The sequence below is a fragment of the Methylocystis sp. Se48 genome, from assembly GCF_056269425.1.
This window is the reverse complement of sequence record NZ_CM149850.1, coordinates 3,074,256-3,100,144: the sequence shown is the minus strand read 5'-3', so window position 1 is coordinate 3,100,144 and position 25,889 is coordinate 3,074,256. Positions and strand designations below refer to the sequence as shown.

Here is a 25,889-nt window from a genome sequence, read left to right as displayed (position 1 = left end):
CGGCGAGCGTCGCGCGAGATTAGCCTGTCCCCGCCGCGGCAGTCGAGCGCGCCGCGCAGGCGATGGCGAAGGCGTATTCCAGCGCGGTGTCCTCCAGCGCCTCGAAACGCCCCGAAGCGCCGGCGTGCCCGCTCATATGCAGATGCAGCAGAACGGGGCCGCCGCCCGTCATGGCCGTGCGCAGTTTCGCAGCCCACTTCAGCGGCTCCCAATAGGTGACGCGCGGATCCGTGACGCCGGCGATGGAGAGAATCGGCGGATAGTTCTGCGCGCGCACGTTGTCGTAAGGCGAATAGGACGCGATGCGGTCGAAGGCTTGCGGATCGGCGATGGGATTGCCCCATTCGAGCCACTCCGGCGGCGTGAGCGGCAGGTCGTCGCGCAGCATGGTGTTGAGAACGTCGACGAAAGGCACGCCGGCGATGACGCCGGCGAAGAGCTCGGGCGCCGCGTTGGCGACGGCCCCCATCAGCATGCCGCCCGCGGAAGCGCCCTGCGCCACGATGGCGCCTTCGCGCGTGTAGCCTGCCCAAATCAGATGACGCGCGCAGGCGATGAAGTCGGAAAAGGTGTTCGTCTTCCTGTCGAGCTTTCCGTTCTCGTACCACGCCCAGCCCTTGTCGGTTCCGCCGCGAACATGGGCGAGCGCATAGACGAAGCCGCGATCGACGAGCGACAGCGCGTCCTCGTCGAAATCCGCCGAGAGCGAATGGCCATAGGCTCCGTAGCCGTAAAGCAGCAGAGGCGCGCCGTCCCCGCCGGGCGTGAAATCGGCGCAATGGAGTAAAGTGACGGGCACGCTTTCGCCGTCGGGCGCGGGAGCGAAGAGACGGCGCGTGACGTAGCGCTTCGGATCGTGGCCCGAGGGAATTTCCTGCCGCTTGCGCAGCGTGCGCGTGCGGGCGTCCATGTCGTAGTCGTAGGTTTCCTCGGGCGTCGTCATCGAGGAATAAACGAACCGCAGCGTGTTCGCGTCGAACTCTAGGCCGGGATCGATTTCGAGCGCATAGGCTTCTTCCGCGAAGGCGATCGCGTGATCTTCGCCCGTCGCGAGATTGCGGATGACGATGCGCGGCAGAGAGTTTTCGCGCAGCATCCAGACGAGATGGTTTTGGTAGACGGTGAAGGCGACGATCATCGCGCCCGCGCGATGAGGCGCGACGTCCCGCCAGTTGGCCCGTTCGGGCGCGGCGAGCGGCGCGACCGAGATGCGGAAATCGTCCGCGCCGTCGGCGTTGTTGAGGATGTAGACGAAATCGCCGTGCGGCTCGACGTCGTAGCGCAGCTTCGGCTCGCGCTTCGCCACGAGACGCGGCGGGAGGCGTGCGTCGCGCAGGTCGATCAGCCAGCATTCCGAGGCGTCATGGCCGCGGATCGAGACGATCGCGAAACGTCGGCAGCGACTTTCCGAGAGTCCGACGAACCAGGCGCCGTCGGGCTCCTCGACGATCAGCCGGTCGCTCGCCGGATCCGCGCCGATCTCGTGGCGGAAGACCTGCGCGGTGCGGTGGTTTTCATCGACTCGGACGTAATAGAAGGCGCGGGAATCGGCGCTCCAGACGATGGAGCCGTCCGTGTCGGTCACGACGTCGCCGCGGTCCAGCCCATCGCTCAAAGCCCGGGTGCGGATGGCGTAAAGCTCGGAGCCCGTGTCGTCCACGCTCCAGGCGAGTTGCGCATGGTCGGGCGCATGCGCGGTTTCGCCGATGTCGAAAAAGTCGCGGCCCGCCGCGAGCGCCTCGCCGTCGAGCAGCACGCTCTCGGGTCCGCCGTCGCGCGGACGGCGGCAATAGAGGGGATGTTCGGCGCCGTCGTCGAAACGGCCGTAATAGGCGTAGGGACCGTCATTGTCGGGAACGTCCGCGTCGTCCTCCTTGATGCGGCCGCGCAGTTCCCTCGCGAGTTGCTTGCGCAGCGCCCTCAGCGGCGCGACGACCTTCGCGCAATAGGCGTTCTCCGCTTTCACGACAGCGGCGATATCGTCGGGCAGCGTCCGCGGGTCGCGCAGCACTTCGCGCCAGTTCTCCGCCGCGAGCCAGGCGTATGGGTCTTCGATCACGCGCCCGTGCGCGACGATTTGCGAAGGACGGGGTTCCGCCCTTGGCGGCGCGGCGGTCAGGTCGAAATCCGCTTTTTCGATTTTCTTCGCGTCAGCCATAATTTTTTTAAGTCTCCGGGCGCCCGTTTAGCGCGCCGGCGGGCGCGCGACTGGGACATTGGCGCAAGCAAACGGCAACCTCTTGCGCGTTAGCCTTACCGCATGTTCCGTCGACACAGGGAAGGGGGCGCCACATGAATTTCGTCAGCACGCGTTTCGCCAGTGTGCGTTCGAACGGCCCGTCCTCGCGCCGCGCGCAAGCCTTTCCGGCGCCGGGGCTGATGCCGAAACGCATCTTCCTGCGGCTTTTCCTGTCGGCGCTCGCCGCAATGCTCGCCGTCCATTTCTGGAAGCACGGCGGGCGTCCCTGACGCGCAGACTCCGCTTTCTCCGCGAAAAAACGCGTCTCAAGACATTTTCTTGAAATTGTCATAATCTCTGCGCGGCCGCTTTCGCTTAGCGTGCGGTCGAGGGAGAGTCGCGGAGCCGCTCGAACCGGCTTCCGAAACATAAAAAGAGACGTCATGTACTACAGCGTGAAGACGATTTTCGCCGCCGGCGCCTGCGCGGCGCTGCTCGCCGGCGGCCTGGCCCGCGCCGAAACCGTGTGGAAGCCGCCGGCGGAGATCGCCCCCAAGGCCGGTGGAGAGGCGGGCGCCGCCGCGTCGGGCGCGGAAAACGCTCCCGTCGCCGCGCCGGTCTCTAGGGCCGAAAAGGAAAAGATCTGCAACGAGCAGGCCGCGGCCAAGGGCCTCAAGGGCAAGGCGAAGCGCCAGTTCAAGGCCGAGTGCCTGAAGTCCTGACAAGGAAAACGCCGGCCGAAGCGTCGCCTCGGCCGGCGTTTAGTCCATCGCGTGTCGTCGCGTCGGTCAGTAGACGCGCTCGATGCAGAAATCGACGACTTCGAGCAGCGCGTCCTTCCACGGCGACGCCGGGAAAATCTCCATCGCGTCGCGCGCGATCGCGCCGTAATGGGCCGCCCGCTCGATGGTGTCGTCGAGCGCCTTGTGCTTCTTCATCAGGCCGCAGGCGGTTTCTACGTCGCCGTCGTTGATCTCGCCCTTTTCCAGCGTGCGCCGCCAGAACTCGCGCTCTTTCTCGCTGCCGCGGCGGAAGGCGAGCACCACGGGCAGGGTGATCTTGCCCTCGCGGAAATCGTCGCCGACGTTTTTTCCCAGCTTTGCCGAGGAGCCGCCGTAGTCCAGCGCGTCGTCGATGAGCTGGAAGGCGATGCCGAGATTCATGCCGTAACTGCGCGCGGCGGCTTCGTCCGCCTTGGGCTTGCCGGCCAGCATCACGCCCACTTCCGCGGCGGCCGCGAACAGTTCGGCGGTCTTGCGGCGGATGACGGCCATATAGGCGTCCTCCGTCGTCGTCGTGTCCTTGGCGGCGTTGAGCTGAAGGATCTCGCCTTCCGCGATCACCGCCGCCGCCTGCGAGACGACCGTGAGCGGCGGGATCATGCCTGGCTCGACCATCATCTTGAACGCGTGGCCCAGAAGGAAGTCGCCGACGAGCACGCAGGTCTGGTTGCCCCAGAGCATCCGTGCGGCGATCTTGCCGCGGCGCATGTTCGACTCGTCCACGACGTCGTCGTGGAGCAGGGTCGCCGTGTGCATGAACTCGATGCCCGCGGCGAATTTCAGGTGGCCGTCGCCCTTGTAGCCGCACATGCCCGCGGTCGCGAGCACCAGCATCGGGCGCAGGCGCTTGCCGCCGGCCGAAATCAAATGATTCGCGACCTCGGGAATGGTGGTCACGTCCGAGCCGGTGCGCTGGATGATGAGCTGATTGGTGCGCTCGAGGTCGGGGCGAATGAGTTCGAGAAGGTTCTCGAGGCCCGCGGCTTTCTTCTCTTCGAGCGGAATAACGATACCCACGGACCCCCCTACGGCCTATCGATCTGAAGGCCGCGAATTTACGTCCTTGCGCCCTGCCCGGCAAGTCGCCGCCAAGCCTTTGTCCCAAGACGATAATTATGCGACGCAATATCGCAGCGGGCCGTTTCTCCGGGAAGCGCGGGCGCTAGCTAAGCGGCTCGATGGAAACCTCGCGCGCCGCCTTGGCCAGCCGCTCGCTCTGTTCGGCGACGCCCGCCGCGAGCCGCGCGAGCCTGCGCGCCGCCTCGTCGTCCCGGCCGGCGCAGAAGGCGTCCACCGCGACTTCCAGGCCGCGGGCGCACATGGCCAGCTGATCCAGCCGGCTGCCGAAATCCAAGACGCCGGCGGAAGAGGCTTCGCCTTTAGCTGTGCTGTAGATGCAAATGGACATGGGGATTGCCGCTTTTCTCTCGCATCAGAACCCCTCTACCGGCCTCGTCTTGCCGTGGGACATCGAGCGCAGGCTGAATCGGACAGTTAAAATTCGTTTTAAAACAATGGATAAATCCGGTTTGGCTTCAGCCGGAGTCGTCGCCGGGTCAACGCCTTGGAGCAAAAATCCTGCGGCGCGAAATTTTTTCGCGCGCTTGGAGAGGGGCGCCGGCTGTGAGACTGTCGCGCGCGGCGGAGCAGGGGAGAGGATGAGCGGCGAGGACGCGGACGGATTTCTGGACGGGCGGCTGCGCCTGCGGCAGGGCGGGGGCCACCGCGCCGGCCACGACGCCGTGCTGCTCGCCGCGATGGCGCCCCCGGAGCAGGCGGGGCTCATTCTCGACGTCGGGGCGGGGGCCGGGGCCGTGGGGCTCATGGCGGCCGTCCATGCGCCGCGGGCGCGGGTCGGACTTGTGGAAATCGACCCGGAAAGCTGCGACCTCGCCCGGGAGAATATCGCACGCAACGGGCTCGCAGAGCGCGCCCGCGTCCACCAGGCGGACGCCACCTCGGCGAAATCGCGCCGTGCGGCGGGCCTTGCCGACGAGTCGGCCGCGCTCGTTCTGACCAATCCGCCTTTCTACGATCCCGCGCGGGTGCGAACGAGCCCCGACGCCGCCAAGGCCCGCGCCCATGTCGCGACGGCGCCGCTCGCCGAATGGACGCGCGGCGCGCTGGCGCTTCTGGCGCCGGGCGGAACTTTCGCGATGATCCACCGCGCCGACGCGCTCTCCGCCTGCCTCGCGGCGGTGGAGGGGCGGCTCGGCGCCCTCTCGATCCAGCCGGTCTACACGCGCCCCGACGCGCCGGCGACGCGGATCTTGCTGAAGGGGATCAAGGGATCGCGGGGGCCGCTTTCTCTGGCGCCGCCGATCGTTTTGAACCGAGGGACGTGAGATTACGCCCCGCCCCGGCGCAGCACGATGGTCGCCCAGCCGTCGATGTCGCGGCGCTCCGCGAGCGAGAAGCCCTGCGCCCGATAGGCCGAGAGCACGCCAGCGACGTCGCGGGCGAGAAGGCCCGAGAGCACGAGGTCCGCGCGCGGTCCGGCGGCCCGGGCGACTGCGGGCGCGAGAAGGCGGAGGGGCTTTGCGAGGATGTTGGCGAAGATGAGATCATATTTGCCCGCCATGGCGCCGTGGCGCAGCCCTGTCGCGACGACGGGCCGAACCCAGATCCCCGCGCCATTGGCGCGGGCGTTGGCGCGCGCCGTCTCGACTGCGACCGGGTCGATGTCGCCACTGGCGACGGGCTGGCGCAGCAGTTTCGCCGCCGCGATGGCGAGCACGCCCGTGCCCGTGCCGACGTCGAGCACGCGGCGCGGCCGGCGGCGTTTCAGAATGCGGTCGAGCGCCCGAAGGCAGCCCAGCGTCGTGCCGTGATGCCCCGTGCCAAAGGCGAGCGCGGCCTCGATCTCCACGCCCACGTCGTTCACGCGCAGGCGGCCGCGGTCGTGGGAGCCGTGCACCAGCACGCGGCCCGCGCGCACCGGCTCGAGCCCGGCGAGCGATTTCTGGACCCAGTCTTCCCTGGCGATCTCCGCGAATTCCGCCCGCGCGGCGGTCTCCGCGTCGCTTGCCGCCTCGATCAGCCCGCGAATCTCCTCCTCGTCGGGCGCCTCCGCGAAATAGACTTCGACGGACCAGACGGGGCCATCGTCGACCTCGAAGGCGCCGGCGGCGGTTTCCGTCGGGTCGAACGTCTCGACGATGATGTCGGCGACGGCGCGGGCGCGCCGCTCGTCCGTGGAGAGGCGCAGCACATGGCTGGCGCCATTGGGGGGAAGGCCTTCGAGCATGGCGCGCGCTTAGCACGGCGGGCGCGTCTACGCCACCGCGTTACCTTTCGCGCGCCGCTTTCGGCCTGTATTGTCGCGCGCGTCAAGGGAATCGCATGACGGAAAAAGTCGCCATCTGTCTCGTCGGGCCGAAGAAGGGCGGCAAATCCTCGCTTCTCGCCTCGCTCGCCGATTGCGTCGCGCAGAGCGCCTTCGGCTATTCGCCGCGCCTGCGTCCCGCGCTCCAGCCGATCACGCGCGCCGAATTCGGCCTCGAATCCCTCGATCCGCGCAGGTCCGAACTGCTGTCTGTCGAGCAGGGCGATTATGAACGTCTCAAGCGCGATTTCGCCGAGGGCGGCGTCGCGACCGACACGCTCGACACCTATGAATATTTCTTCCGCCTCTCGGTGAACGGCGAGGCGCCGCCCGAGGTCGTCACGCGCGGCCCCTGGCTGCTGGAGATCGTCGACTCGGCGGGCGAAATCGCCGTGCCGCCGGATGGGGCCGAGGTCGCGATCCTCAATGACGTCAAGGCGAAGCTCGCGCGTCAGATGCTCGATTCGGATGCGATCGTCATGGTGCTGCCGCTCGTCCGTCTGGAGGACTCCGCCTGGACCGGGACGCTCGCGCGGCTCATCGACCGTCTGGCGCTCGCACGCGAGAAAAAGCTCAGGCGCGTCGTGGTCGCCTTCTCGCAATATGAGCGGCTGTTCGTGCGGCTCGGCCCAAGCGCCTTCACCTACGCCTGCGACCCCGCCGTCGCCCTGCATGCGGTGCGCAAGTCGCTGCGCGCGGCGCAATGGCTCGACCGGCTGCGCGCGCTGGAGCCCGCGGGCGTCTCCGTGCGCTACACCGTCTGCTCGGCCTATGGCTTCACGAAGCGATTCCAGAATCCGAACATGGATCCCCATCAGCCCGGCGAGCGCCGCTTCCGCCGCGCGGGGATCGAGGGCCGGCGCGCCTATGCCGAATATTGGCGCCCGTTTCTCACCGCGGAGCCGATCCTCTACGCCGCGCTCGGGCTCGACAGCGCCTTCACCTTCTCCCACGCGCAACTCGACGCGCGGATTGAGGAATTTTCGACATCGTCAATTCTTGCTTAATCCGGCCCGCCTATTTCTACCGATACGCGTAGAGTAGAGTGAGGGCGCCGCGAATGGCGACGGGCGACGAGACGAGCGTCATTTCCTTCCATCGTTTGCATTACGGCAAGCTCGGCGTGGGCGACGAACGCCGCGTGCCGGCGTCGGCGGGCTACGCCGTCACGCGCCGCTCGCGGGGCCTCGATCCCGCCTGGGACGCACATCTGTCGCCGCCCCGTCTCACGGCGCTGCGCCGGTTCGAGCCCGACGCCATCGACATTGACGCGCGCGCCGACGGCTGCTTCGTCGCGCGCCCCATCGGCGGCGCCATGGTTTTCATGCGGGCGCGCTTTCGTCCGGAGGACGGAGAGGGCGGCTTTGGGCGCCTCCATCATCAGTCCGCGATCTGGATCGGCGACTTCGAGACCTGGCGGCGCGATCCTTATGTCTGTCTGACCGTGGCCGAATCGGAGCTGCGGGCGATTCCCGATCTCGCGCAGGAAGACGAGCGCGCGCGATTGAATGACGCGCCGCTGAGCTGGCGCGTCGCCCGGCCCGATTCCGCGCGCCTGCGGCCGCTGATCGAGCGGACCGCCTGGGCGCAAGCGATTCTCGAGCTGCTGCTGGACGGCGCCGAGACGGGCGCGGACGCCTTCCTCGATTTCGGCGCCCATGATTTTCCCACGGAAGCCGATTTCCTCGCCGCCGTCGGCGTCGCGCTTCAGGTTCTGCCGTCCGCCTTTCCGCGCTGGCGGGACGTCTGCGTCGCCTCGGGCCTCACCCATCCGCTGCCGGGCCTGTGCCTGCGCTACGTGCCCTCCTGGGGGCGTGCGCGGGCGGCGGCCTGAATTCTATTCCGCCGCCCGGGCGCCTTCCTGCGCCGGCGGGAGATAGCGCTCCAGCGCCGTCGGCCTGCGCCGCCGCGACTGGGCGAGGACGGGGTCGGCGTAATAGGCGCGTGACCCGCCGCCGGCGGCGGCGCCCTCCAGCGCATATCGGGCAGCCCGCAACGCGCGCGGCTTCATTGCCGCGAAAAGCCGGGCCTCCGCCTGCGCGATCGTGACATTGTCCACGACATAGGCGCCCTTGCGGTCGACATGGGCGATCTCGTCGCGCACCAGCCGGTTGAGAAGGGCGACGAGATTGTCGCGCACATTATGCGCGAGCAGTTGCAGGGCGGGGTCGCGCGGGTCGATCTCGCTCATGTCGCCGCGCACGGGCTTCGCCATGCGGAGCATAGCCTTCATCGCGCGAATTTCGACCGGCTCCTCCTCGTCGTCGGTGAGATCCATGGGCGTCGCGAACTGGCGGCGCTCGCGCGCCTCGAAGCCGCGTTTGAAGATCTCCGAGAGGAATTTCATGATGAAGAGAAAGGCGTCCTGCGCCATGGCGACGCCGAGCGCCATGGTGGAGTCGGGCGTGAAGCTCCAGAAGGCCTCGCGCGCGAGCTCGAACTTATTGCGCTCGCTGGAGTGGGCGCGCAGGAACGCGTCGCTCTTTTTCAACAGCTCCCGCACCCCGGCTTCCGGAATTCCCGCCGCCTTGCCCGCGACGACGCAGGCGTCGACGAGGCCTTTCGCCTCGTTGAAGCCGTTGGCCAGGGCGGCCTTGTCGGCTGCGGGAGCCGAGCGGATTTTCGCGACGATGACGTTCAATTCTTCGCGCAGGCCGGTTTCGAGGCCGCACTTCGCGGCGAAAGCCGCGCGGGCGGCGATGACCTCGTCGCGCGCCGACAGTAGATCGCGCGCCTCGCCCTGCGGCTCGCAGGCGAAGTCGCGCGGGACGGCGGCGGGCAGGGCGTTGGACTGGCGCGCGGCGGCGAGAATGGGCTCGCAGAGCGGCTTCGCCGCTCGGGCCTTCGCCCAGTCGGGTTCGACGCGCAGCTGGTCGCGCAACGCGGCAAGATCGCGCAGCGTCGCGTCGAGATCGACCGTCGCCTCCACTTTCGGCATGGGGCGCGCCGCAGCCGTTGCGGCGGCTTCCGCTTTTTGTTTCAGGGCGATCGATTGCGCCGCGAGGGCGTCGCGCTTTCTCAGGGCGGCGGCGCGCTCGTTCATGGGCGCCGCGAGGGTCTGGCGAATGGTTGCAGCGCGTCGGTTCGCTTCCTCCGCCTTTACGCGATGGCCGCGGCAGTTCGGGCCGCAGACCGCGCCCTTGTTGTCGAGCCCATGTTCGGCGTCGATCGCGAGCTGTTCCTCCTGACGCGCGGTCGCGCCGAGGGCGGCGATTTCCTCCTGTTTCGCCTTGATGATGGCGTCGAGGTTTTCCACGCTCTTCTCGAGCGTCGCGATCTCGGCGCGGGCGTCGTCATATTGCCGGCGCGCCGCATTGGCGCTCTCGATTTCCGCGGCCGCCTGCTGCGCCGCCCGGGCCAGAACCGCCTGCTGCGCCTCCTGGCTTTTCCGGATCGCCTCGCGCAGCGCCGGGCCGGCCGTGCGGGCCGTGTCGATCAGCCCGTCGAGCGAGTCGAGATAGGCCTTGAAGGATGGGCTTGCGACGATCTTTGCGGAGGCCGCCTCATAGGCCGCGCCGATCTCCTTCGCCGCCGGCAGGACGACTTCCGCGGCGAGCTCCATGGGCTGCAGCTCGGCGACGATCTTGCGCGAGGAGAGCTTGAAGATGTTGTTGTAATAATAAGTGAAGGAAAAGAAGGCCGAGATCGAGAAGACGAAGACGAAAACGGCCGCTGTGACCAGCGTCTTCATCACCATGCGCTCGCGCGCCATGCGACGGCGGGCGATGAGGGCCGCGAGATCCGCGCCGAGCGACCAGGAGGTCGTCGCGAGCATGACGAGCACGGCGGAGGTCGCCACGAAGGCGCCGGCGAGGCCGACGACGTCGTCCGGCTCCTTCTGCATGATGTCGATCATGCCGGAAGAGGTCGTATAGAAAACCCAGGCGAGCACCGGCAGCGTCACCGCCATGCCGACCCGGCCGAGGTCGATTTCCCCGGCCCAGAAGCGCGCGAGCGGGGCGGCGAGCGCGTGAAGCGAGGGCAGGCGGCGCGGGGGCCGCGACTCAGAGGCGGGGGGCGGGGCGACGGCGCTCATTGCGCGCCCTTCCGGTCGGCGGCGGCGCACAGAAAGGCGACTTTCGTCATGAAATGCGACCCCTCGATCAATCCCCCGCCGACAGTCTTTCGCTTGATGCGACGGAATTGAGTCCGTTTTTTGCCCGTTGGCAAGAGCGGGCGCGCCGGGTTTTCCTTGCCGCCCTTTCGTGCTAGACGGCCAAGCCGGCGCGACGTCCGCGGCATGACGCGCGCCTGCGCTCTTGTCTCGCGGCCCCTTGAAGGCTCGCGCACCACAGCAGGAACAAGCCGTGTCCATACCCTTTCGTTACGTTGCGAAAATCGGCGCCTATATCGTCAAACAGCATCTTCTGGGCAGAAAGCGCTACCCCCTCGTTTTGATGCTGGAGCCACTGTTCCGCTGTAACCTCGCCTGCGCCGGCTGCGGCAAGATCGATTACCCGGATCATATCCTCAACAGGCGTCTTTCGGTCGAGGAGTGTCTCTCCTCCGTCGACGAATGCGGCGCGCCCGTCGTGGTCATCGCCGGCGGCGAGCCCTTGCTGCACAAGGATTTGCCGCAGATCGTCGAGGGCATCGTCAAGCGCGGCAAATTCGCCATCGTCTGCACCAACGCGCTGCTGATGGCCAAGAAGATCGACCAGTACAAGCCCTCGCCCTATTTCACCTGGTCGATCCATCTCGACGGCGACAAGGAGATGCACGATCACGCCGTCTGTCAGGAGGGCGTCTACGAGCGCGCCGTGGAGGCGATCAAGCTTGCGAAGGAAAAGGGCTTCCGCGTCACGACGAACAGCACCTTCTTCTCCGACGCCGATCCGGCGCGCGTCGCGAAATTTCTCGATGAGACGACGGCGCTCGGCGTCGACGGGATGACGGTGTCGCCGGGCTACGCCTACGAGCGCGCGCCGGACCAGACGCATTTCCTCAACCGGCAGAGAACGAAAGAACTGTTCCGCGCCATCCTGCGCCGCGGCCGCGGCGGCAAGGCTTGGCAGTTTCAGCAGTCCGGCCTGTTCATGAATTTCCTTGCGGGCAACGAGAGCTATCTCTGCACGCCCTGGGGCAATCCGCTGCGCACGGTCTTCGGCTGGCAGCGCCCCTGCTACCTGCTCGGCGAAGGCTATGTGCCGACCTTCAAGCAGTTGATGGAAGAGACGAACTGGGACGCCTATGGGGTCGGCAATTACGAAAAATGCGCCGACTGCATGGTGCATTCCGGCTTCGAGGCCAGCGCCGTGAAGGACGCCGTGCGGCGTCCCTGGAAGGCCGCCTGGGTGGCGCTCTTCGGCGTGCGCACGGAAGGCCCGATGGCGCCCGACGTCTCGCTCGCGAACCAGCGTCCGGCCGAATATGTCTATGACGAGAACGTCGCGCGGCTCTCAGAGATTCGCGAGCACGAGGCGAGAGAGCGGTCCGAGAAGCGGCCCACAGCGGCCTAAGGCGCCGAAGGCCGCGCGGGAATCGAGACCCGCAAGAATCAATCCGCCGATTTGAGATGGCGCGCGAAGCAGTTCGCGCGCCACTTTTTTCGCGTCGACGTCGCCCTCCGGCGTCAGCGCCTGCGCGGCGAGCGGCGGCAGGGCGCGGGCGGCGGGGTCGCTGATCGCGCGCACGACGGCGAAGGGAAGCTTTCGCGCTTCGGCGAAGGCCGCCGCGACATGCGACTCCATGTCGACGGCGGCGGCGCCCGTCGATTCGCGCAGTTTCGTCTTGGCGTCCGTGTCCATCGCGGGCGCATCGACGCCGGCGACCTCGCCATGGATGATCTTGCAGCCCTTCGCCGCCGCGCCTTCCCTCAGCGCGTCGGAAAGGCGCCCGTGCGCGGCGCGGCGGGCGTCGTTCGCGATCACGGCGTCCGCCACCAGAAGATCGCCCGGCCGCAGCGCGTAATCGAGCGCGCCGGCGAGCCCGAAGCTCACTATGGCGGAGAATCTGGCGTTCCTCAGTTTCGACAATTCCGCGCGCAGCCGCGCGACGTCGGCGCCGCTGCAGATTGTGACGACGCCGTCGCCCGCGGCGCAGGCGGCCTCTTGCTTCATACCCGTGACGACGAGGATCGGCGCCGACGGGTCCGGCGCCGTTTCCCTCTTGCGGCTGAACAGGCGGGTCATTGCCCCTCCGGGGCGTCAGAGCCCCACTTGCACGCGCTTGCTGTTGGCGCGCGTCAGATTGCGATAGCGCGCGAGCGCCCACAGCGGGAAGAATTTCGAATAGCCGTGATAGCGCAGGTAGAAGACGCGGGGGAAGCCCGTCGCTGTGAAGCGCGGCTCGTTCCACAGACCGTTTTCGGCCTGCGTCGCCTGAAGCCAGGCGACGCCGCGCGCCACGGCGGGATGTTCCGTCTCTCCCGCCGCCATCAGGGCGAGCAGCGCCCAGGCGGTTTGCGACGAGGTGGAGGGCGCGGGCTCGTAGCCCTTGTAGTCCAGCTTGTAGCTGGAGAGATCCTCGCCCCAGCCGCCGTCCGGGTTCTGAATCGAGACGAGCCAGTTCACCGCGCGGCGATAGGCCCCATGATCATGCGGCAGGCCGGCGGCGTTGAGGGCGCAAAGCGCCGACCAGGCGCCGTAGATGTAGTTGGCGCCCCAGCGGCCAAACCAGGAGCCGTCCTTCTCCTGTTCCTTCAGGAGATAATCGACGCCGCGCTTGAGGCATTCGCTCGTCTCGATCGTGTCGCCGAGCTGCGCGAGCATGGAGACGCAGCGCGCGGAGACGTCGACCGTCGGCGGATCGAGCAGCGCGCCATGGTCCGCGAAGGGGATGTGATTGAGATAGTGATATTCATTGTCGGCGTCGAAGGCGCCCCAGCCGCCATTCTTGGACTGCATGCCGACGATCCACTCCTTCGCCCGCGCGATGCGCTCGGCATAGGGTTTCTTCTCTTCGGCGCTGGTGAGACGGTCCATCGCAGTCGCGACGACGGCCGTGTCGTCCACGTCCGGATAATGGGCGTTGGCGTATTGGAAGGCCCAGCCGCCGGGGCGCAGGTCGGGCCGCTGCGCCGCCCAGTCGCCCTTCACGTCGAGCACCTGCCGCGGAGCGAGCCAGTCGCAGGCGGCGCGGGCGCGTTCGCGCGCATCCTCGTCGCCGGTCTCGAGCAGCGCATGGGCGACGAGCGACGTGTCCCAGACCGGCGAGACGCAGGGCTGGCAATAGGCTTCGGTCTCGTTGACGACCAGCAGGCGCTCGATCGATTCGCGCGCGTCCTTCACGCGCTGATCGGTCTCGGGGACGCCCAGCACGTCATACATCAGCAGGCTGTTGACCATGGCCGGGAAGATGGCGCCGAGGCCATCGACGCCGTTGAGGCGCTCGGTGGTCCAGCGCTCGGCGAGCCGGATCGAGCGCTCGCGGATGCGTTTCGGCATATGGGGTTCGATCAACCGCAGCAGCTTGTCGAGTTCGCCGAAGAGATGCGCCCAGGGCCAGGTCTGATGTTCGCCCTTCGGCCAGATTTTCACGTCTTCCGGCGGCGTCGTGAAGAGTTCCTGGATGCGCACGCCCTTGGGGTTCTTCGCGCGTGGCTTGTAGGTCATGAGCACCAGCAGCGGCACGAGCACGGTGCGGCCCCAATAGGAGATCTTGTCGAGGTGGAAGGGGAACCAGCGCGGCAAGAGCATGATTTCCACCGGCATCACCGGCACGCCGCGCCACGGGATTTCGCCATAGAGCGCCAGCAGCGAGCGCGTGAAGACGTTGGAGGCCGCCGCGCCGCCATGGGCGAGAATCGCCTCGCGGGCGCGAACCATATGCGGCGCGTTGGCGTCGTCGCCGATCATCTTGAGCGCGAAATAGGCCTTCACGCTGGCGCTGATGTTGAAGGCGCCGTCCTGAAAGAGCGGCCAGCCGCCGTGATCGCCTTGCGTGCGGCGCAGATAGACGCCGATCTTGCGCTCGAGTTCGGCGTCCACCGGCTCGGCGCGGAAATGGCGCATGAGCACATATTCGGCCGGGATCGTCGTATCCGCCTCAAGTTCGAAGCACCAGTGGCCGTCGCCCTTTTCGAGGTTCAGCAGCGCCTTCTTGGCGTTCTGGATGCTGGCGTCGAGCGCCTCGGCGCCGACGGGAGCGTAATTGGCCTCAATGCGCGCGGCTGCGGTCATCCGGAGATCCTTTTTTCTCAAATCCTGTCCCAAGCGATGCGAAGCGTCGCGGCTTCCGCGGCGTCGGGGCGACGCGGCGTCACGACGATCTCCACGTCCTGTCCCAGCGCGACAAGGAAACGCAGGAGCCGCTCGACCGAAAACTGGCGGAAGTCGCCATGCAGCATCTTCGAGACGTCGGGTTGCTTCACGCCGAAGAGTTGCGCGGCCTCCACCTGCTTGAGGCCGCGCTCCTTCAACAGCGCGTCGATTTTCTGAACGAGCTGCGCCTTGAGGAGATGGTCCTCGGCGCTTTGCGCTCGCGGGGATGAAAGCTCTTCGTTCATCGCCTTTTGCGGGTTTTCGGCTCGGATGGCCGAACGGCGCTTCAGCTATAGTGATTTACCCATATGGTCAAGCCCGCTTCCGGCGCGCGCGGGACGAGCGGCTCGAAAGGCCGCCGCGCCCAAAATGGCGGGCGCTTTATTTGCGGTTCTCGACCAGCCGCTTGACCGCATCGATGACAATTTTCGGCCGGTCGATCTGAATGTCGTGGCCGCTCCCTTGCGCCACGACGAGCGAGGCTTTGGGAGAGAGGGTGGCGAGCTGTTCCTGAAGGCGCATCAGCATCGGCTCCCACTGCCTGAAGAAAGGCCCGTGGTCCGTCGCCGCAATGACGATGAGCGGAATGTCTGGAAAGGGGCCGGCCCCTTTGACCTGCGCATTGCTCTCGGCGATCCCCTCCTGCTCCAGAAAGGCGGCGGAGCCCGGCTCGAGACGCGCGCGCGTTTTCAGTTCGCCCGGCGCGTCGGGACTGGACGAGTCGAGCAGAACGACGCCCGAGGCGTCACCGGGATATTTCTTCGCGAACATCTGCGCATAGAGGCCGCCGAGAGAGTGTCCGACCAGAACATAGGGTGGACGGATATCGGCGGCGGCGAGCAATTTGTGGAGGCGCTCCGCCACTTGCGCCGCAAGGACCGGCGAATGGCCGGTCATCGGGACACTCTTTCCAAGGCCGGGCCGTTCGTAGAGCGCGACACGGGCGAATTTCGAGATCGGGCCGGCGACGCGGCGCCAGGTCGAGATGTCGTTGCCGAGCCCGGCTTCGAAGACGACCGCGGGGCCGCGACGGCCGCGCGTTTCGAGACGATAATTCTGCCCCTCGACAGTCACGATCCTGTCGTCCGCGAACGTCGCCGTCGCCATGAGAAACAACATCAGGGCGGGCAGCGACGGAAACATCGGAGAGGCCTCGCGCGTCATCCTGTGCGGCGCCCGTCAGGCGCGTGCGAGTTCGGCCGCGCGATATCCGGACCTAATTGACCCTTCAATGGTCGCCGGCAGACCCGTCGCGGTCCAGTCGCCCGCGAGGAGCAGATTGCGCCATTGCGTCCGGGCATCCGGCCGGCGCGCTTCCTGGGCGGGGGTCGCGGCGAAAGTGGCGCGTTTTTCCTTCACGATCCGCCAGGGCGGCATATCGCCGGCCAGTCCCGTTGCGACCGCGACTTCCGCCCAGATTTTTTCGGCGAGCGCCTCGCGCGGTTCGTCCATCAGATGGTCGGCGCCGGAGATCGTCACCGACAGGCGGTCGTCGAAAGCGAAAAGCCATTCCGACAGCGAGCCGATCATGCCGAGCAGCAAGGGCTGGCCCGGCGGCGGCGCGATCCTGAAATGGACGTTGAGAATGGCGCGATGATCGTCCGGCGTCACGAGGCCGGGGATCAGCTCCTGCGCGATCCAGGCGGGGACGGCGAGGACGACGCGATCCTCCGCGCCGATCGCGATCTCCTCTTCGCCGAAGCGCAGGGCGGAAACCCGATCGCCGTCGAAGACGATCTCCTTCAGCCGGGCTCCAAAGCGCGGCGCGATCCCCTGAGATTGCAGCTTGCGCAAGGCGGGCTCGATGAAGGCATGGCCGAGCCCGCCCTTCGCGACCAGCGGCCGGCAGGCGGCGCCGCCCGCCGCGAGCGTCTCGCGCAATACGGCGCCCGCGAGCGTCGCGGCGGCCTCGCGCGGCTCGATGTTGAGCGCCGAGAGCATCACGGGACGCCAGAGCTTTTCCCAGAGCGGGCCCTCGCAGCGCATGGTTTCGCCGATTGTCGCGCCTTGCCGCGCGAAGAGCAGCCTGCCGGCGTCGAGATAGTCGAGCGGCCCCGTGCCCGGCACGCGGCGGCCGGCGAAAAAGACCCACCAGGGGAGTCGCGATGCGTTGGGACGCAGCTTCCAGCGGCGACCGGAGGCGTAATCGAGGAAGTCGAATTCGCATTCCTCGGGGCCGATGAGCGCATCGCTCGCGCCGATCCGCGCGCCATAGTCGCGCGCGGCCGCATTGCCGGACAGAAGCAGATGATTGCCGTTGTCGATGGTGAGGCCGAGCGTCGCGTCGACATAGGATCGGCAGCGGCCGCCGGCCATGCGCGCGGCTTCGTAAAGGGAGACGCGCCCGCCGTCGTCTGCGAGGCGCACGGCGCAGGAAAGGCCGGCAAGCCCGGCGCCGACGACGTGGGTCGTTCCGCTCACAGGAATGCGTGCCGCAACAGGGCGCCGATGAGCTTCATGCGCGACATGCGAACCGGCGTGCGCGGCGGCGCGAAGCCGCGCGTCGTGAGCCCGTCGAGGATCGAGCGATAGCCCGCGGCCATCAGATAGGGCGCCTTCACGGTCGATTTCGGCAGGCCGGCCATGACGAGATCGGCCTGCTCGAAATGTTCGCGCGCGCGGCTCATCACCGGCGCGCAGACCTGATCGAGCGCAGGGCTCGCGAGCGCGGCGTGCGGCGCGAAATTTCCGACGCCCGCTTCCTCCAGCGCCTCGCGCGGGAGGTAGAGCCGGCCGCGCGCGGCGTCCTCGTCGAGATCGCGCAGAATATTGGTGAGCTGGAGCGCGCGGCCGAGGTGATAGGCGAGGAGCTTGGGCGCGGTCGGCAGTTCGGCCTGGTCTTCTTCGACGAGCCCAAAGGCGCGCACGGAGAGGCGCCCGACGGCGCTCGCGACCCTGTCGCAATAGAGTTCCAGCGTTTCCCAGTCGGGGGCGCGAATGTCCTGTTCGACGTCCATCGCCATCCCGGCGATCACGGCTTCGAAGTCGGCGCGGTCGAGCCGGAACCGGCGCACCGGCGCGGCGAGAAAACCGACGCGGGGCCGAATGCGCCCGGCGTAAAGCTCGTCGAGATCGAAACGCCACTGGTCGAGCGCGGCGCGGCGCATGGCGCGGTCGCCCTCATCGTCGGCGATGTCGTCGACGGCGCGGCAGAAGGTGTAGATGGCGAACATCGCCTCCCGCCGCGGCGGTTCGAGGATGCGCATCGCGAGATAGAAGGAGCTCTTGTGCGCGATGGCCTGCGTCTTCGGCGGCGCTATGTCGGTGTATGATTCCATGGTCATCTTGCAGCGTCCGCGACGTCGCGGCGCGGGCGGGAAAGGCGGCGCAGCAGCGCGCCAAGTGCGCCGCGCGCGCCGATGAAAGCGAAGGCGAGTTTGCCGGCGTGCGCCTTTTCCGACAGCGGATCGGCGACGCGGAGCCGCGCGACGAGACTTTCGGCGAGCGCCTGAATGGCGCCTACTTCCATCGCGAGCCGCGCGTCCTCGATCAGATCGGCGAAGCCGCGCGACTGATCGAGCAGCGCCGCGGTTTTTTCGTTGAGATCGCGGATGGCGGCGAGGAGCGGCGCGGGCGCGCGGGCCTCTCCCAGCATCTCCGCCGTAGCGCCATGGGCCGCGAGCGCATCGGCGGCGACATAGACGCGGTTGAGATCGCGATAATCCTTGCCGCAGTCCTGCAGGTGGTTGATCACCTGCAGGGCGGCGCATAAAGCGTCGTTCGCCGCCCAGACGCGGGCGGGATCTTCGCCGTGCACGTCGCAGACGAAGCGGCCGACGGGCATGGCGGAATAGCGGCAATAGGAAATGAGATCGTCCCAGTCGCGATAACGCAGATAGGTCACGTCGCGCTGGAAGGCGGCGAGCAAATCGCGCGCATGCTGGGGATCGAGCCGCCGCGCGCGGCATTCCTCGCGCAGCCTCGCAGCGACGGGCTCGTCGGGGCCCTCGCCGGTCAGCGCGGCGTCGAGCCGGTCGAGAAGGTCGAGCTTCTCCTGCGGCGCGAGGGTCGGATGGTCCGAGATGTCGTCCGCCGCGCGGACGAAGTCGTAGAAGGCCATGATCGGCGCGCGATGGCGCGGCGCGATGAGCACCGATGCGACGGGAAAATTCTCGTCGCGATGCGTCTTGCCAGAGCCCGTGTCGGCAATGTCGATCATATAGCAGCCAATGCCCCGGTCCGGCGGCGACGACGCCAGCGCGCTCTCCGTCGACGCCTAGATTGTCCGCGCCCAATGTGTCGTCAGGCGGGCGCCTGATATCGGCCTTTCCACTCGCCGCCCCGGCCGCGCACATGCCGCCAGGCGGATACGGCGGTAAACCACGTATAGCACGCCGCGACCGCCGGCAACGCAAAGGCCCGCATCCGCGAGAGGCCATAGAAGCGCAGGCTCGGCATATAGGCCTGCGCGCCGATGAGCCAGGCGACGAGCGCGACGTCGCGGGCGGCCGACTCGCCCAGAATGACGACGAAAGGCGGCGCAAGATAGACGATCCCCATGCCGAGCACCGCCCCCGCGAGCTTGACGGGCGAATAGTCGAGCTGGGCGTAGGCGGAGCGGCTGACCATGCGCTCGATGTCGGCGAGCTTCGGATAGGGGCGCAGGCTGTAGACGTCGTCGGTGAGGCCGAGCCAGATCGGCCCCTGTTTTTTCATCAGCTTCCCGAGCGCGCAGTCGTCGATCAGCGCGTCGCGGATCGCAGGAAGGCCGCCGGCCCGCGCCAGCGCCTCGGGCCGCACCAGCATCACCCCGCCCGCGGCGCCCGCGATCCTGCTGTTCGGGTCGTTCACGGCCCGGAAGGGGTAGAGCTTCTGGAAGAAGAAGATGAAGGCAGGGATGAACCATTTCTCGGCCCGGCTCTCGCAGCGCAGCTTCACCATCAGCGAGGAGAGCACCGTCCCGCGCGCCGCGGCGCCGGCGACGAGCCGCGCGAGCACATGCGGTTCGAAGGCGATGTCGGCGTCGCAGAAAAGCACGAAGTCAGGCTGTTTTGGCAGGCCGCGCACATGCGTGAAGCCGCGATGCATGGCGGCGATCTTGCCGGTCCAGCCGTCCGCGGGCCCCCCCGATTTCAGGATCGTCAGCCGGTCGGACGCGCCGAGTTCAACCGCCTTCGCGCGCGCGATCTCCGCCGTCCCGTCCGCGCTGTCGTCGTCCACGAGCGCGATCTCGAGACGGCCAGGGAACTCCTGCGCAAGCAGGGAGGCGACGCTCGTCGCGATGACCTCCGCCTCGTCGCGCGCCGGCACGATGGCGATCACATGCGCTCCTTCCGGAACCGTCGCGCCTTCGGGGGCGAAGCGGCGATCGTGTTCGGTGAGCCGCCAGAATCCCGAGTTGAAGGCCAAAAGATAGAGCCAGGCGGCGAGGGCGGCGAGAGCGATGAGCGTGAGCGTCATGACGTGTGTCGTGGGGCGCTGGGACGATTGTGCGAAGCGCGCGGTTTTTAGCACTCGCGGCCCGGCGAGGCCAGCGCGCCGCCGCCGGCGGTCAATCCTCGTCTCGCCGCCGCCAGCCCAGAGGCGTCTTCACATAGCTGCGCTTCACCGCGGCCCAGGCGATCCGGTGCGCCGCCTCCTCCTGCCGGGGGTCGCCCTCATGGGCGAAATAGGCGTGGTTGAAGGCGGACCTGTAAATGTCCTGGGCGTGCGCGGGAAGGAGACGCTGAAGGTTTTCGGGGAGGTCGGCGTTGGTCTCGTAAGGCACGGGCGTCAGGCGGCGCCGGAAATATCGACTATAATTGCCTTGGCGGCGGCGCGCGGGTCGGCGGCGCGGGTGATCGGGCGTCCGACGACGATGTGATCCGCGCTCGCCGCAATCGCCTGCGCTGGGGTCATGATTCGCTTCTGGTCGCCGGCGTCCGCGCCGGCGGGACGCACGCCGGGCGTGACCAGCAGCATGCCCGTGCCGACGACGGGGCGGATGGTCGCGAGTTCGAGGGGCGAGAGGATCAGCCCGTCGATCCCGGCCGCCTTCGCCTGCGCGGCGCGGCGCGCGACGAGATCGGCGACCCCATAGGCGTAGCCCGCCTCCTTCAGATCGGCGTCGTCATAGGAGGTCATCACCGTCACGGCGAGGAGCTTCAGGCTCCCCGCGCCGGCGCGGGCCGCCGCCATGGTCTGCGGATAGGCGTGGACGGTGAGAAAATCCATGCCCATCCGGGCGATCTGCCGAGTGGCGCGCTCGACCGTCGCGCCGATGTCGTGGAGCTTCAGGTCGATGAAGACGCGCTTGCCGGAGTCCTTCAGCTCTCGGGCCAGCGTCAGCCCGCCGCCATAGGCCAGCTCCATCCCGATCTTGTAGAAGGAGACGGCGTCGCCCAGTTGGGCGACAAGCGCCTGCGCCGCCTCGACGCTGTCGACGTCGAGAGCGACGATGAGCCGGTCGCGGGCTTGCGCGCTCACGGCTTCCCGCCGTGGCCCGCCTTGCGGTAGCGCCACACGCGGGCGGGCGGGATGTTCATGAGGATGGGCGCGGACCCCTTGCCGACATAGGCGCCGCTGACGCCATGGGCGTGGAGCGGCATCGGCGATTTGGTCAGGCCGTAGGTGAACTGGATGAAGAGCCCGTCGTCGCCCATCAGCTCGAAGGCCTGATGCAGCAATTCGACGCGGTCCCGCTCGGGGCGCACGAGAAGAGGCAGGCTCGAGACGACCGCGGCCACGCTTCCGCCGATCTTGCCGTCGAGCGTCTTCTTCAACCCGTAGGCGTCGCCCTGCACGATTTTCACGCCGGGATAACGATCGGCGAGCATGTGGCAGAAGCGGGTTTCATATTCGACGAGCACGAGGCGTTCGGCCGGGATGCCGCGGGCGAGCAGCGCCTTGGTGACGGGGCCGGTGCCGGGACCAAGCTCGACGATTTGGCCATCGCGACCGAGGTCGACGAAGCTGGCCATCGTCTTGGCGAGCGCCGGGCCGGAGGGCTGCACGGCGCCGATGAGCCGCGGGTTCTCGATCCATTGCTTGATGAAGCGGGCGCTGTCGGCGAGCGAGCTTTTGGCGTTCTGCAAGGGCGGCTTCCCTGAATGCGGCTTCCGTCGGCTTTCTATGCGAACGGCCCCGCTGCCGGGGCCGTGGTCGCGAGAATAGGGGAGGCGCGTGATAAAGACAACGCGGGGACGCCGCTACTTCCGCCGCCGCCCGCTCGTCTTCGTGGCGGCGTAGAACGCCGGCGGCTTTTTGCGCACCCAGTCGACGAAGACGCGGATATCCTCGTGCTCGAGCAGCCGCTCGAAGGTGTGATAATGGTCGCGCAACTCCTGGTCGGTGAAGGTCGCGTGGATCTTTCGGTGGCAGATCGCATGCATCATCCGCGCGTCCTTGCCCTTGTAACGGCGCGGGATCAGATGATGCTCGGTGACGCGGACGTCGCCGAGCGCACGGTCGCACAACGGGCAGGTTTCCCGCACTCCGGCGTCAGCCCCCGAACAAATCCTTCATCCGCGCGAAGAATCCATGCTCCTCGGGGTGGGTCTCGTGCGAGGATTCCTTCTCGAACTCCGCGAGCAGCTCTTTCTGCCGCTTGGTGAGCTTCTGCGGCGTCTCGACGGAGAGCTGCACGTGCAGGTCGCCATAGTCGCGGCCGCGCAGGACGGGCATGCCCTTGCCCTTGGCTTTCAGTTGCTTGCCGGATTGCGCGCCCTCGGGCACCTTCAACTTGATCTCCGAGCCGTCGATGCCGTGGACCGTCACCTCGCCCCCTAACGCGGCGCGGACCATGGAAATGGGCACGCGGCAATAGAGGTCCGCCCCGTCGCGCTGGAAGAAGGGATGCGGCTTCACGGACAGGAAGATGTAGAGATCGCCGGGCGGCCCGCCGCGTACGCCCGCCTCTCCCTCGCCCGCGAGCCGGATGCGCGTGCCGTCCTCGACGCCCGGCGGGATGTTGACGGAGAGGGAGCGCTCCACGGTCTTGCGGCCCGAGCCGGAGCAGGAGGGGCAGGGGTTGTCGATGGTCTCGCCGCGCCCGTGGCAGGCGGGGCAGGTGCGTTCGATGGCGAAGAACCCCTGCTGCGCGCGCACGCGGCCATGGCCCGCGCAGGTCGTGCAGGTCTTGGGCTTGGAGCCCTTCTTGGCGCCCGTGCCGGCGCAGGCCTCGCAGGTCGCCGAGGTAGGGATCTTCAGCGCGGCGGCCTTGCCGTTGTAGGCCTCCTCAAGCGTGATCTCCATGTTGTAGCGCAGGTCCGAGCCGCGCTCGCGCCCGCCGGAGCGGCTGCGCCGGCCCATCACGTCGCCGAAGAGGTCTTCGAAAATATCGGCCATGGAGGCGCCGAATCCCTCCGACGACCCGAAGCCGCCCATCCCGCCGCCCTGTTCGAAGGCGGCGTGGCCGAAACGGTCATAAGCCGAGCGCTTTTGCGGGTCGCAAAGGCATTGATAGGCCTCGTTCAGCTCCTTGAAGCGCGCCTCCGCCTCCTTGTCGCCGGGGTGGCGGTCGGGATGGCATTGCATCGCCGCCTTGCGGAAGGCGGCCTTCATCTCGACCTCGGTCGCGGTTCGGGAGACGCCGAGGATTTCGTAGTAATCGCGCTTGGACATGGTCGGCCGTTTTTAGTTGCTCTCGTCCACGGCGGCGCGTAGCGCTGAAAGGCTTTTTTGAAGCTCAGGCAGGTCGATCCGCGCCGTGTCGAAGACAATCTCCATATCGAGTTCGAAATAGCCATGCGCGATGCGATTGCGCATGCCTCTCATGCTTTGCCATGGCATACCCGGAAACCGCGCCAGAAATTCTGGGAAACGGGTCTCCAATCGGGAAACCGCCTCTCCGAGGATGATCAAGTTCATCGCGACGGCTTGCTGTGTCCGGCTATCCTTCAGAAAATCGTCCCTGCTCAGGCCATCGAGGTAAGACGCGCACAAGCACAAAGCCTTTTCGACCTGATCGAGAAGCGTTTGGATACGCTCCTCCTTCATATTGCAGTCGCCTCCGCGAGAACGCGCGCTCGAATGCGCTGCGGGAGCTCCTTGGGGGTCAAAAGGTCAACCTTCACGCCGAGCAGCTCTTCAAGTTCGACCTGCAAGCCGCCGAGCTGGAACAGTGTAAGACCCGGCAGCGCATCGACCAGTATGTCGATGTCGCTGTCCTCGTGATCCTCGCCTCGCAGCACGGAGCCGAAGACACGCGGATTGGCGGTCCGGTAGCGGCCCACCGCCGCCCGGATCGCTTCGCGATTCATCTCCAGCGCAACCGAAGGTTTCATGGCTTGTCGGTCGTCTCCGCACCGCCCGAATGCAACGAAACCCGGCGTTTTCACGCCGGGCTTCCGTTCGCTAGCGCATCGGGCCGCGCATGGCCAGTCCCGTGCGCTTACTTCTTGTCGTCGCCGACGTCCTTGAACTCGGCGTCGATGACGTCGTCCTTCGGCGCCTCGCTCGCGCCGGCGCCGGAGGCCTCGGCCTGCTGGGCCTTGTACATCGCCTCGCCGAGCTTCATCGAGGCTTGGGCCAGCTCGTTGGTCTTGGCCTTGATCGTCTCGACATTGTCGCCCTCGAGGGCGGTCTTGAGCGACGCGATCGCCGCTTCGATCGCGCTCTTGTCGGCGCCCGAGACCTTGTCGCCGTAATCCGCAACCGCCTTCTCGGCCGTGTGGATGGCGGCTTCGCCATGGTTCCTGGCGTCGACGAGCTCGCGGCGCGCCTTGTCTTCGGCCGCGTGCAGCTCGGCGTCCTTGACCATCCTCTCGATGTCGGCGTCCGAGAGGCCGCCCGAGGCCTGAATGCGGATCTGCTGCTCCTTGTTGGTGGCCTTGTCCTTCGCCGTGACGTTGACGATGCCGTTGGCGTCGATGTCGAAGGTCACCTCGATCTGCGGCATGCCGCGCGGGGCCGGCGGAATGCCCATCAGATCGAACTGGCCAAGCAGCTTGTTGTCCGCCGCCATTTCGCGCTCGCCCTGGAAGACGCGGATGGTCACGGCCTGCTGGTTGTCCTCTGCGGTCGAGAAGATCTGGCTCTTCTTGGTCGGGATCGTGGTGTTGCGGTCGATGAGGCGCGTGAACACGCCGCCGAGCGTCTCGATGCCAAGCGACAGAGGGGTCACGTCGAGCAGCAGCACGTCCTTCACGTCGCCCTGCAGAACGCCCGCCTGGACCGCGGCGCCGATGGCGACGACCTCGTCCGGGTTGACGCCCTTGTGGGGCTCCTTGCCGAAGAACTGTTTCACGACCTCCTGAACCTTCGGCATGCGGGTCATGCCGCCGACGAGCACCACCTCGCCGATTTCGGCCGCGGTGAGACCGGCGTCCTTGAGGGCCTTCTTGCAGGGCTCGACGGTGCGCTGGATCAGATCGTCGACCAGAGCCTCGAACTTGGCGCGCGTCAGCTTCAGGGTCAGATGCTTCGGACCCGTGGCGTCGGCGGTGATGTAAGGCAGGTTGATCTCGGTCTGCGTCGCGGACGACAGCTCGATCTTCGCCTTCTCGGCCGCTTCCTTCAGGCGCTGCAGGGCGAGCTTGTCCTTGGTCAGGTCGATGCCCTGCTCCTTCTTGAACTCGGCCGCCAGATATTCGACGATCCGGTTGTCGAAGTCCTCGCCGCCCAGGAAGGTGTCGCCGTTCGTCGACTTCACCTCGAAAACGCCGTCGCCGATCTCAAGGATCGAGACGTCGAAGGTGCCGCCGCCGAGGTCATAGACCGCGATGGTGCCGGACTGCTTCTTGTCGAGGCCATAGGCGAGCGCCGCGGCCGTCGGCTCGTTGATGATGCGCAGAACCTCGAGGCCCGCAATCTTGCCGGCGTCCTTGGTCGCCTGTCGCTGGGCGTCGTTGAAATAGGCGGGGACGGTGATGACGGCCTGCGTCACGGTCTGGCCGAGATAGGCCTCCGCCGTCTCCTTCATCTTCTGGAGAATGAAGGCCGAAATCTGGGAGGGCGAATATTGTTTGCCGGCGGCCTCCACCCAGGCGTCGCCGTTGTTCGCCTTCACGATCTTGTAGGGAACGAGGCCGATGTCCTTCTTGGTCATCGGATCTTCGAAGGTGCGGCCGATGAGGCGCTTGATGGCGAAGAAGGTCTTGTCGGGGTTCGTCACCGCCTGACGCTTCGCCGGCTGGCCGACGAGGCGCTCGCCGTCGTCAGTGAAGGCGACGATCGAGGGCGTCGTGCGCGCGCCTTCGGCGTTCTCGATGACTTTGGGGCTCGACCCTTCCATAACGGCCACGCAGGAATTGGTCGTGCCCAGGTCGATGCCGATGATTTTGGCCATATTTCTTTCCTTTCGCTCGCGAAGTCGGACCCCGAAGCGGTCCCTTGGACGCCTGAGGACGGCGGCTCGCCATGAGCCCGCCGCGCGATCCTAAGACGCTTGCTGTTCCCCAAGATTGTGCCTGCCCCAGCCTGCCGCAAGGGCTGGCCGCATATAGAAGAAGGAATCATTTGCGACAAGCGGCGTAAGACTTTCG

General features: G+C 67.2%; 27 protein-coding genes. 6 read left to right on the top strand and 21 right to left on the bottom strand.

Annotated features, from left to right (window positions below; translation table 11 throughout):
- Positions 1–19: 19 nt before the first annotated feature.
- Positions 20–2,158 carry a S9 family peptidase gene (locus ACV959_RS15115; protein WP_475737391.1) on the bottom strand — a complete coding sequence of 713 codons (2,139 nt, stop codon included), beginning with the start codon at positions 2,156–2,158 and terminating at the stop codon, positions 20–22.
- Between the two features lie 134 nt (positions 2,159–2,292).
- Between ACV959_RS15115 and ACV959_RS15110 the strand changes: the two genes are divergently transcribed.
- Together ACV959_RS15110 and ACV959_RS15105 are read left to right on the top strand one after the other, a co-directional pair.
- Complete coding sequence (locus ACV959_RS15110; RefSeq protein ID WP_475737390.1) at positions 2,293–2,469, top strand: hypothetical protein; 177 nt, start codon at positions 2,293–2,295, stop codon at positions 2,467–2,469.
- Positions 2,470–2,622: 153 nt separating this feature from the next.
- Positions 2,623–2,901: a PsiF family protein gene (locus ACV959_RS15105; protein WP_475737389.1), complete on the top strand. Its 279-nt coding sequence runs from the start codon at positions 2,623–2,625 to the stop codon at positions 2,899–2,901.
- Positions 2,902–2,967: 66 nt separating this feature from the next.
- Here the strand turns inward: ACV959_RS15105 and ACV959_RS15100 are convergent, their stop codons facing one another.
- Both ACV959_RS15100 and ACV959_RS15095 read right to left on the bottom strand, forming a co-directional pair.
- The gene (locus ACV959_RS15100) at positions 2,968–3,978 is read right to left on the bottom strand and encodes a polyprenyl synthetase family protein (protein WP_475737388.1); all 1,011 of its coding nucleotides are present in this window, start codon (positions 3,976–3,978) and stop codon (positions 2,968–2,970) included.
- Between the two features lie 145 nt (positions 3,979–4,123).
- A complete protein-coding gene (locus ACV959_RS15095) occupies positions 4,124–4,369 on the bottom strand; it encodes a hypothetical protein (protein WP_475737387.1) in 246 nt (81 codons plus the stop codon).
- Between the two features lie 250 nt (positions 4,370–4,619).
- Here ACV959_RS15095 and ACV959_RS15090 point away from each other — a divergent pair, with 250 nt between their 5' ends.
- A complete protein-coding gene (locus ACV959_RS15090; protein WP_475737386.1) occupies positions 4,620–5,306 on the top strand; it encodes a tRNA1(Val) (adenine(37)-N6)-methyltransferase in 687 nt (228 codons plus the stop codon).
- Between the two features lie 2 nt (positions 5,307–5,308).
- Here ACV959_RS15090 and ACV959_RS15085 read toward each other — a convergent pair whose 3' ends face one another.
- On the bottom strand, positions 5,309–6,208 hold the full coding sequence (locus ACV959_RS15085; RefSeq protein ID WP_475737385.1) for a 50S ribosomal protein L11 methyltransferase: 900 nt from the start codon (positions 6,206–6,208) through the stop codon (positions 5,309–5,311).
- A 95-nt stretch (positions 6,209–6,303) separates the two neighbouring features.
- On the opposite strand from ACV959_RS15085, the gene ACV959_RS15080 reads away from it, so the two are divergent.
- Together ACV959_RS15080 and ACV959_RS15075 are read left to right on the top strand one after the other, a co-directional pair.
- Positions 6,304–7,293, top strand: a complete 990-nt coding sequence (locus tag ACV959_RS15080) for a hypothetical protein (RefSeq protein ID WP_475737384.1) — start codon at positions 6,304–6,306, stop codon at positions 7,291–7,293.
- A 53-nt stretch (positions 7,294–7,346) separates the two neighbouring features.
- Positions 7,347–8,120, top strand: a complete 774-nt coding sequence (locus tag ACV959_RS15075) for a hypothetical protein (protein ID WP_475737383.1) — start codon at positions 7,347–7,349, stop codon at positions 8,118–8,120.
- 3 nt (positions 8,121–8,123) lie between these two features.
- On the opposite strand, the gene ACV959_RS15070 is transcribed toward ACV959_RS15075, so the two are convergent.
- Positions 8,124–10,322, bottom strand: coding sequence for a hypothetical protein (locus ACV959_RS15070; RefSeq protein WP_475737382.1), 2,199 nt, complete (start codon positions 10,320–10,322; stop codon positions 8,124–8,126).
- 271 nt (positions 10,323–10,593) lie between these two features.
- Here ACV959_RS15070 and hpnH point away from each other — a divergent pair, with 271 nt between their 5' ends.
- A complete protein-coding gene (gene hpnH / locus ACV959_RS15065) occupies positions 10,594–11,745 on the top strand; it encodes an adenosyl-hopene transferase HpnH (RefSeq protein ID WP_475737381.1) in 1,152 nt (383 codons plus the stop codon).
- Here the strand turns inward: hpnH and ACV959_RS15060 are convergent.
- From ACV959_RS15060 to dnaK, 16 genes are all read right to left on the bottom strand, one after another.
- The gene (locus ACV959_RS15060) at positions 11,686–12,417 is read right to left on the bottom strand and encodes a phosphorylase (protein ID WP_475737380.1); all 732 of its coding nucleotides are present in this window, start codon (positions 12,415–12,417) and stop codon (positions 11,686–11,688) included. The genes hpnH and ACV959_RS15060 overlap by 60 nt on opposite strands.
- A gap of 15 nt (positions 12,418–12,432) precedes the next feature.
- Positions 12,433–14,406, bottom strand: coding sequence for a squalene--hopene cyclase (gene shc / locus ACV959_RS15055; protein WP_475737379.1), 1,974 nt, complete (start codon positions 14,404–14,406; stop codon positions 12,433–12,435).
- Between the two features lie 17 nt (positions 14,407–14,423).
- A complete protein-coding gene (locus tag ACV959_RS15050) occupies positions 14,424–14,732 on the bottom strand; it encodes a helix-turn-helix domain-containing protein (protein WP_475737378.1) in 309 nt (102 codons plus the stop codon).
- Between the two features lie 136 nt (positions 14,733–14,868).
- Positions 14,869–15,630, bottom strand: coding sequence for an alpha/beta fold hydrolase (locus ACV959_RS15045; RefSeq protein WP_475737377.1), 762 nt, complete (start codon positions 15,628–15,630; stop codon positions 14,869–14,871).
- A 36-nt stretch (positions 15,631–15,666) separates the two neighbouring features.
- Positions 15,667–16,908, bottom strand: a complete 1,242-nt coding sequence (gene hpnE, locus ACV959_RS15040) for a hydroxysqualene dehydroxylase HpnE (protein ID WP_475737376.1) — start codon at positions 16,906–16,908, stop codon at positions 15,667–15,669.
- The gene (gene hpnD, locus ACV959_RS15035; protein ID WP_475737375.1) at positions 16,905–17,771 is read right to left on the bottom strand and encodes a presqualene diphosphate synthase HpnD; all 867 of its coding nucleotides are present in this window, start codon (positions 17,769–17,771) and stop codon (positions 16,905–16,907) included. The genes hpnE and hpnD overlap by 4 nt, the downstream gene beginning before the upstream one ends.
- Entirely contained in the window at positions 17,768–18,646 is an 879-nt protein-coding gene (hpnC, locus tag ACV959_RS15030; protein WP_475737374.1) for a squalene synthase HpnC, read from the bottom strand. Before hpnC ends, hpnD begins: the two co-directional genes overlap by 4 nt.
- Positions 18,647–18,729: 83 nt before the next feature.
- Positions 18,730–19,887 carry a glycosyltransferase gene (locus ACV959_RS15025; RefSeq protein WP_475737373.1) on the bottom strand — a complete coding sequence of 386 codons (1,158 nt, stop codon included), beginning with the start codon at positions 19,885–19,887 and terminating at the stop codon, positions 18,730–18,732.
- Positions 19,888–19,978: 91 nt separating this feature from the next.
- Positions 19,979–20,194, bottom strand: a complete 216-nt coding sequence (locus tag ACV959_RS15020; protein ID WP_475737372.1) for a ChaB family protein — start codon at positions 20,192–20,194, stop codon at positions 19,979–19,981.
- A 5-nt stretch (positions 20,195–20,199) separates the two neighbouring features.
- Positions 20,200–20,892: an orotidine-5'-phosphate decarboxylase gene (pyrF, locus tag ACV959_RS15015; RefSeq protein ID WP_475737371.1), complete on the bottom strand. Its 693-nt coding sequence runs from the start codon at positions 20,890–20,892 to the stop codon at positions 20,200–20,202.
- Positions 20,889–21,500 (bottom strand): class I SAM-dependent methyltransferase, encoded by a 612-nt coding sequence (locus ACV959_RS15010; protein WP_475737370.1) that lies wholly within the window; start codon positions 21,498–21,500, stop codon positions 20,889–20,891. The genes pyrF and ACV959_RS15010 overlap by 4 nt, the downstream gene beginning before the upstream one ends.
- A 114-nt stretch (positions 21,501–21,614) precedes the next feature.
- A complete protein-coding gene (locus ACV959_RS15005; protein WP_475737369.1) occupies positions 21,615–21,881 on the bottom strand; it encodes an HNH endonuclease in 267 nt (88 codons plus the stop codon).
- A gap of 25 nt (positions 21,882–21,906) precedes the next feature.
- Positions 21,907–23,028 (bottom strand): molecular chaperone DnaJ, encoded by a 1,122-nt coding sequence (gene dnaJ, locus ACV959_RS15000; RefSeq protein ID WP_475737368.1) that lies wholly within the window; start codon positions 23,026–23,028, stop codon positions 21,907–21,909.
- A 12-nt stretch (positions 23,029–23,040) separates the two neighbouring features.
- Positions 23,041–23,403 carry a HepT-like ribonuclease domain-containing protein gene (locus ACV959_RS14995; RefSeq protein ID WP_475737367.1) on the bottom strand — a complete coding sequence of 121 codons (363 nt, stop codon included), beginning with the start codon at positions 23,401–23,403 and terminating at the stop codon, positions 23,041–23,043.
- Positions 23,400–23,690 carry a nucleotidyltransferase family protein gene (locus ACV959_RS14990; RefSeq protein ID WP_475737366.1) on the bottom strand — a complete coding sequence of 97 codons (291 nt, stop codon included), beginning with the start codon at positions 23,688–23,690 and terminating at the stop codon, positions 23,400–23,402. The genes ACV959_RS14995 and ACV959_RS14990 overlap by 4 nt, the downstream gene beginning before the upstream one ends.
- A 107-nt stretch (positions 23,691–23,797) precedes the next feature.
- Entirely contained in the window at positions 23,798–25,693 is a 1,896-nt protein-coding gene (dnaK, locus tag ACV959_RS14985) for a molecular chaperone DnaK (protein WP_475737365.1), read from the bottom strand.
- Between the last annotated feature and the right edge of the window lie 196 nt (positions 25,694–25,889).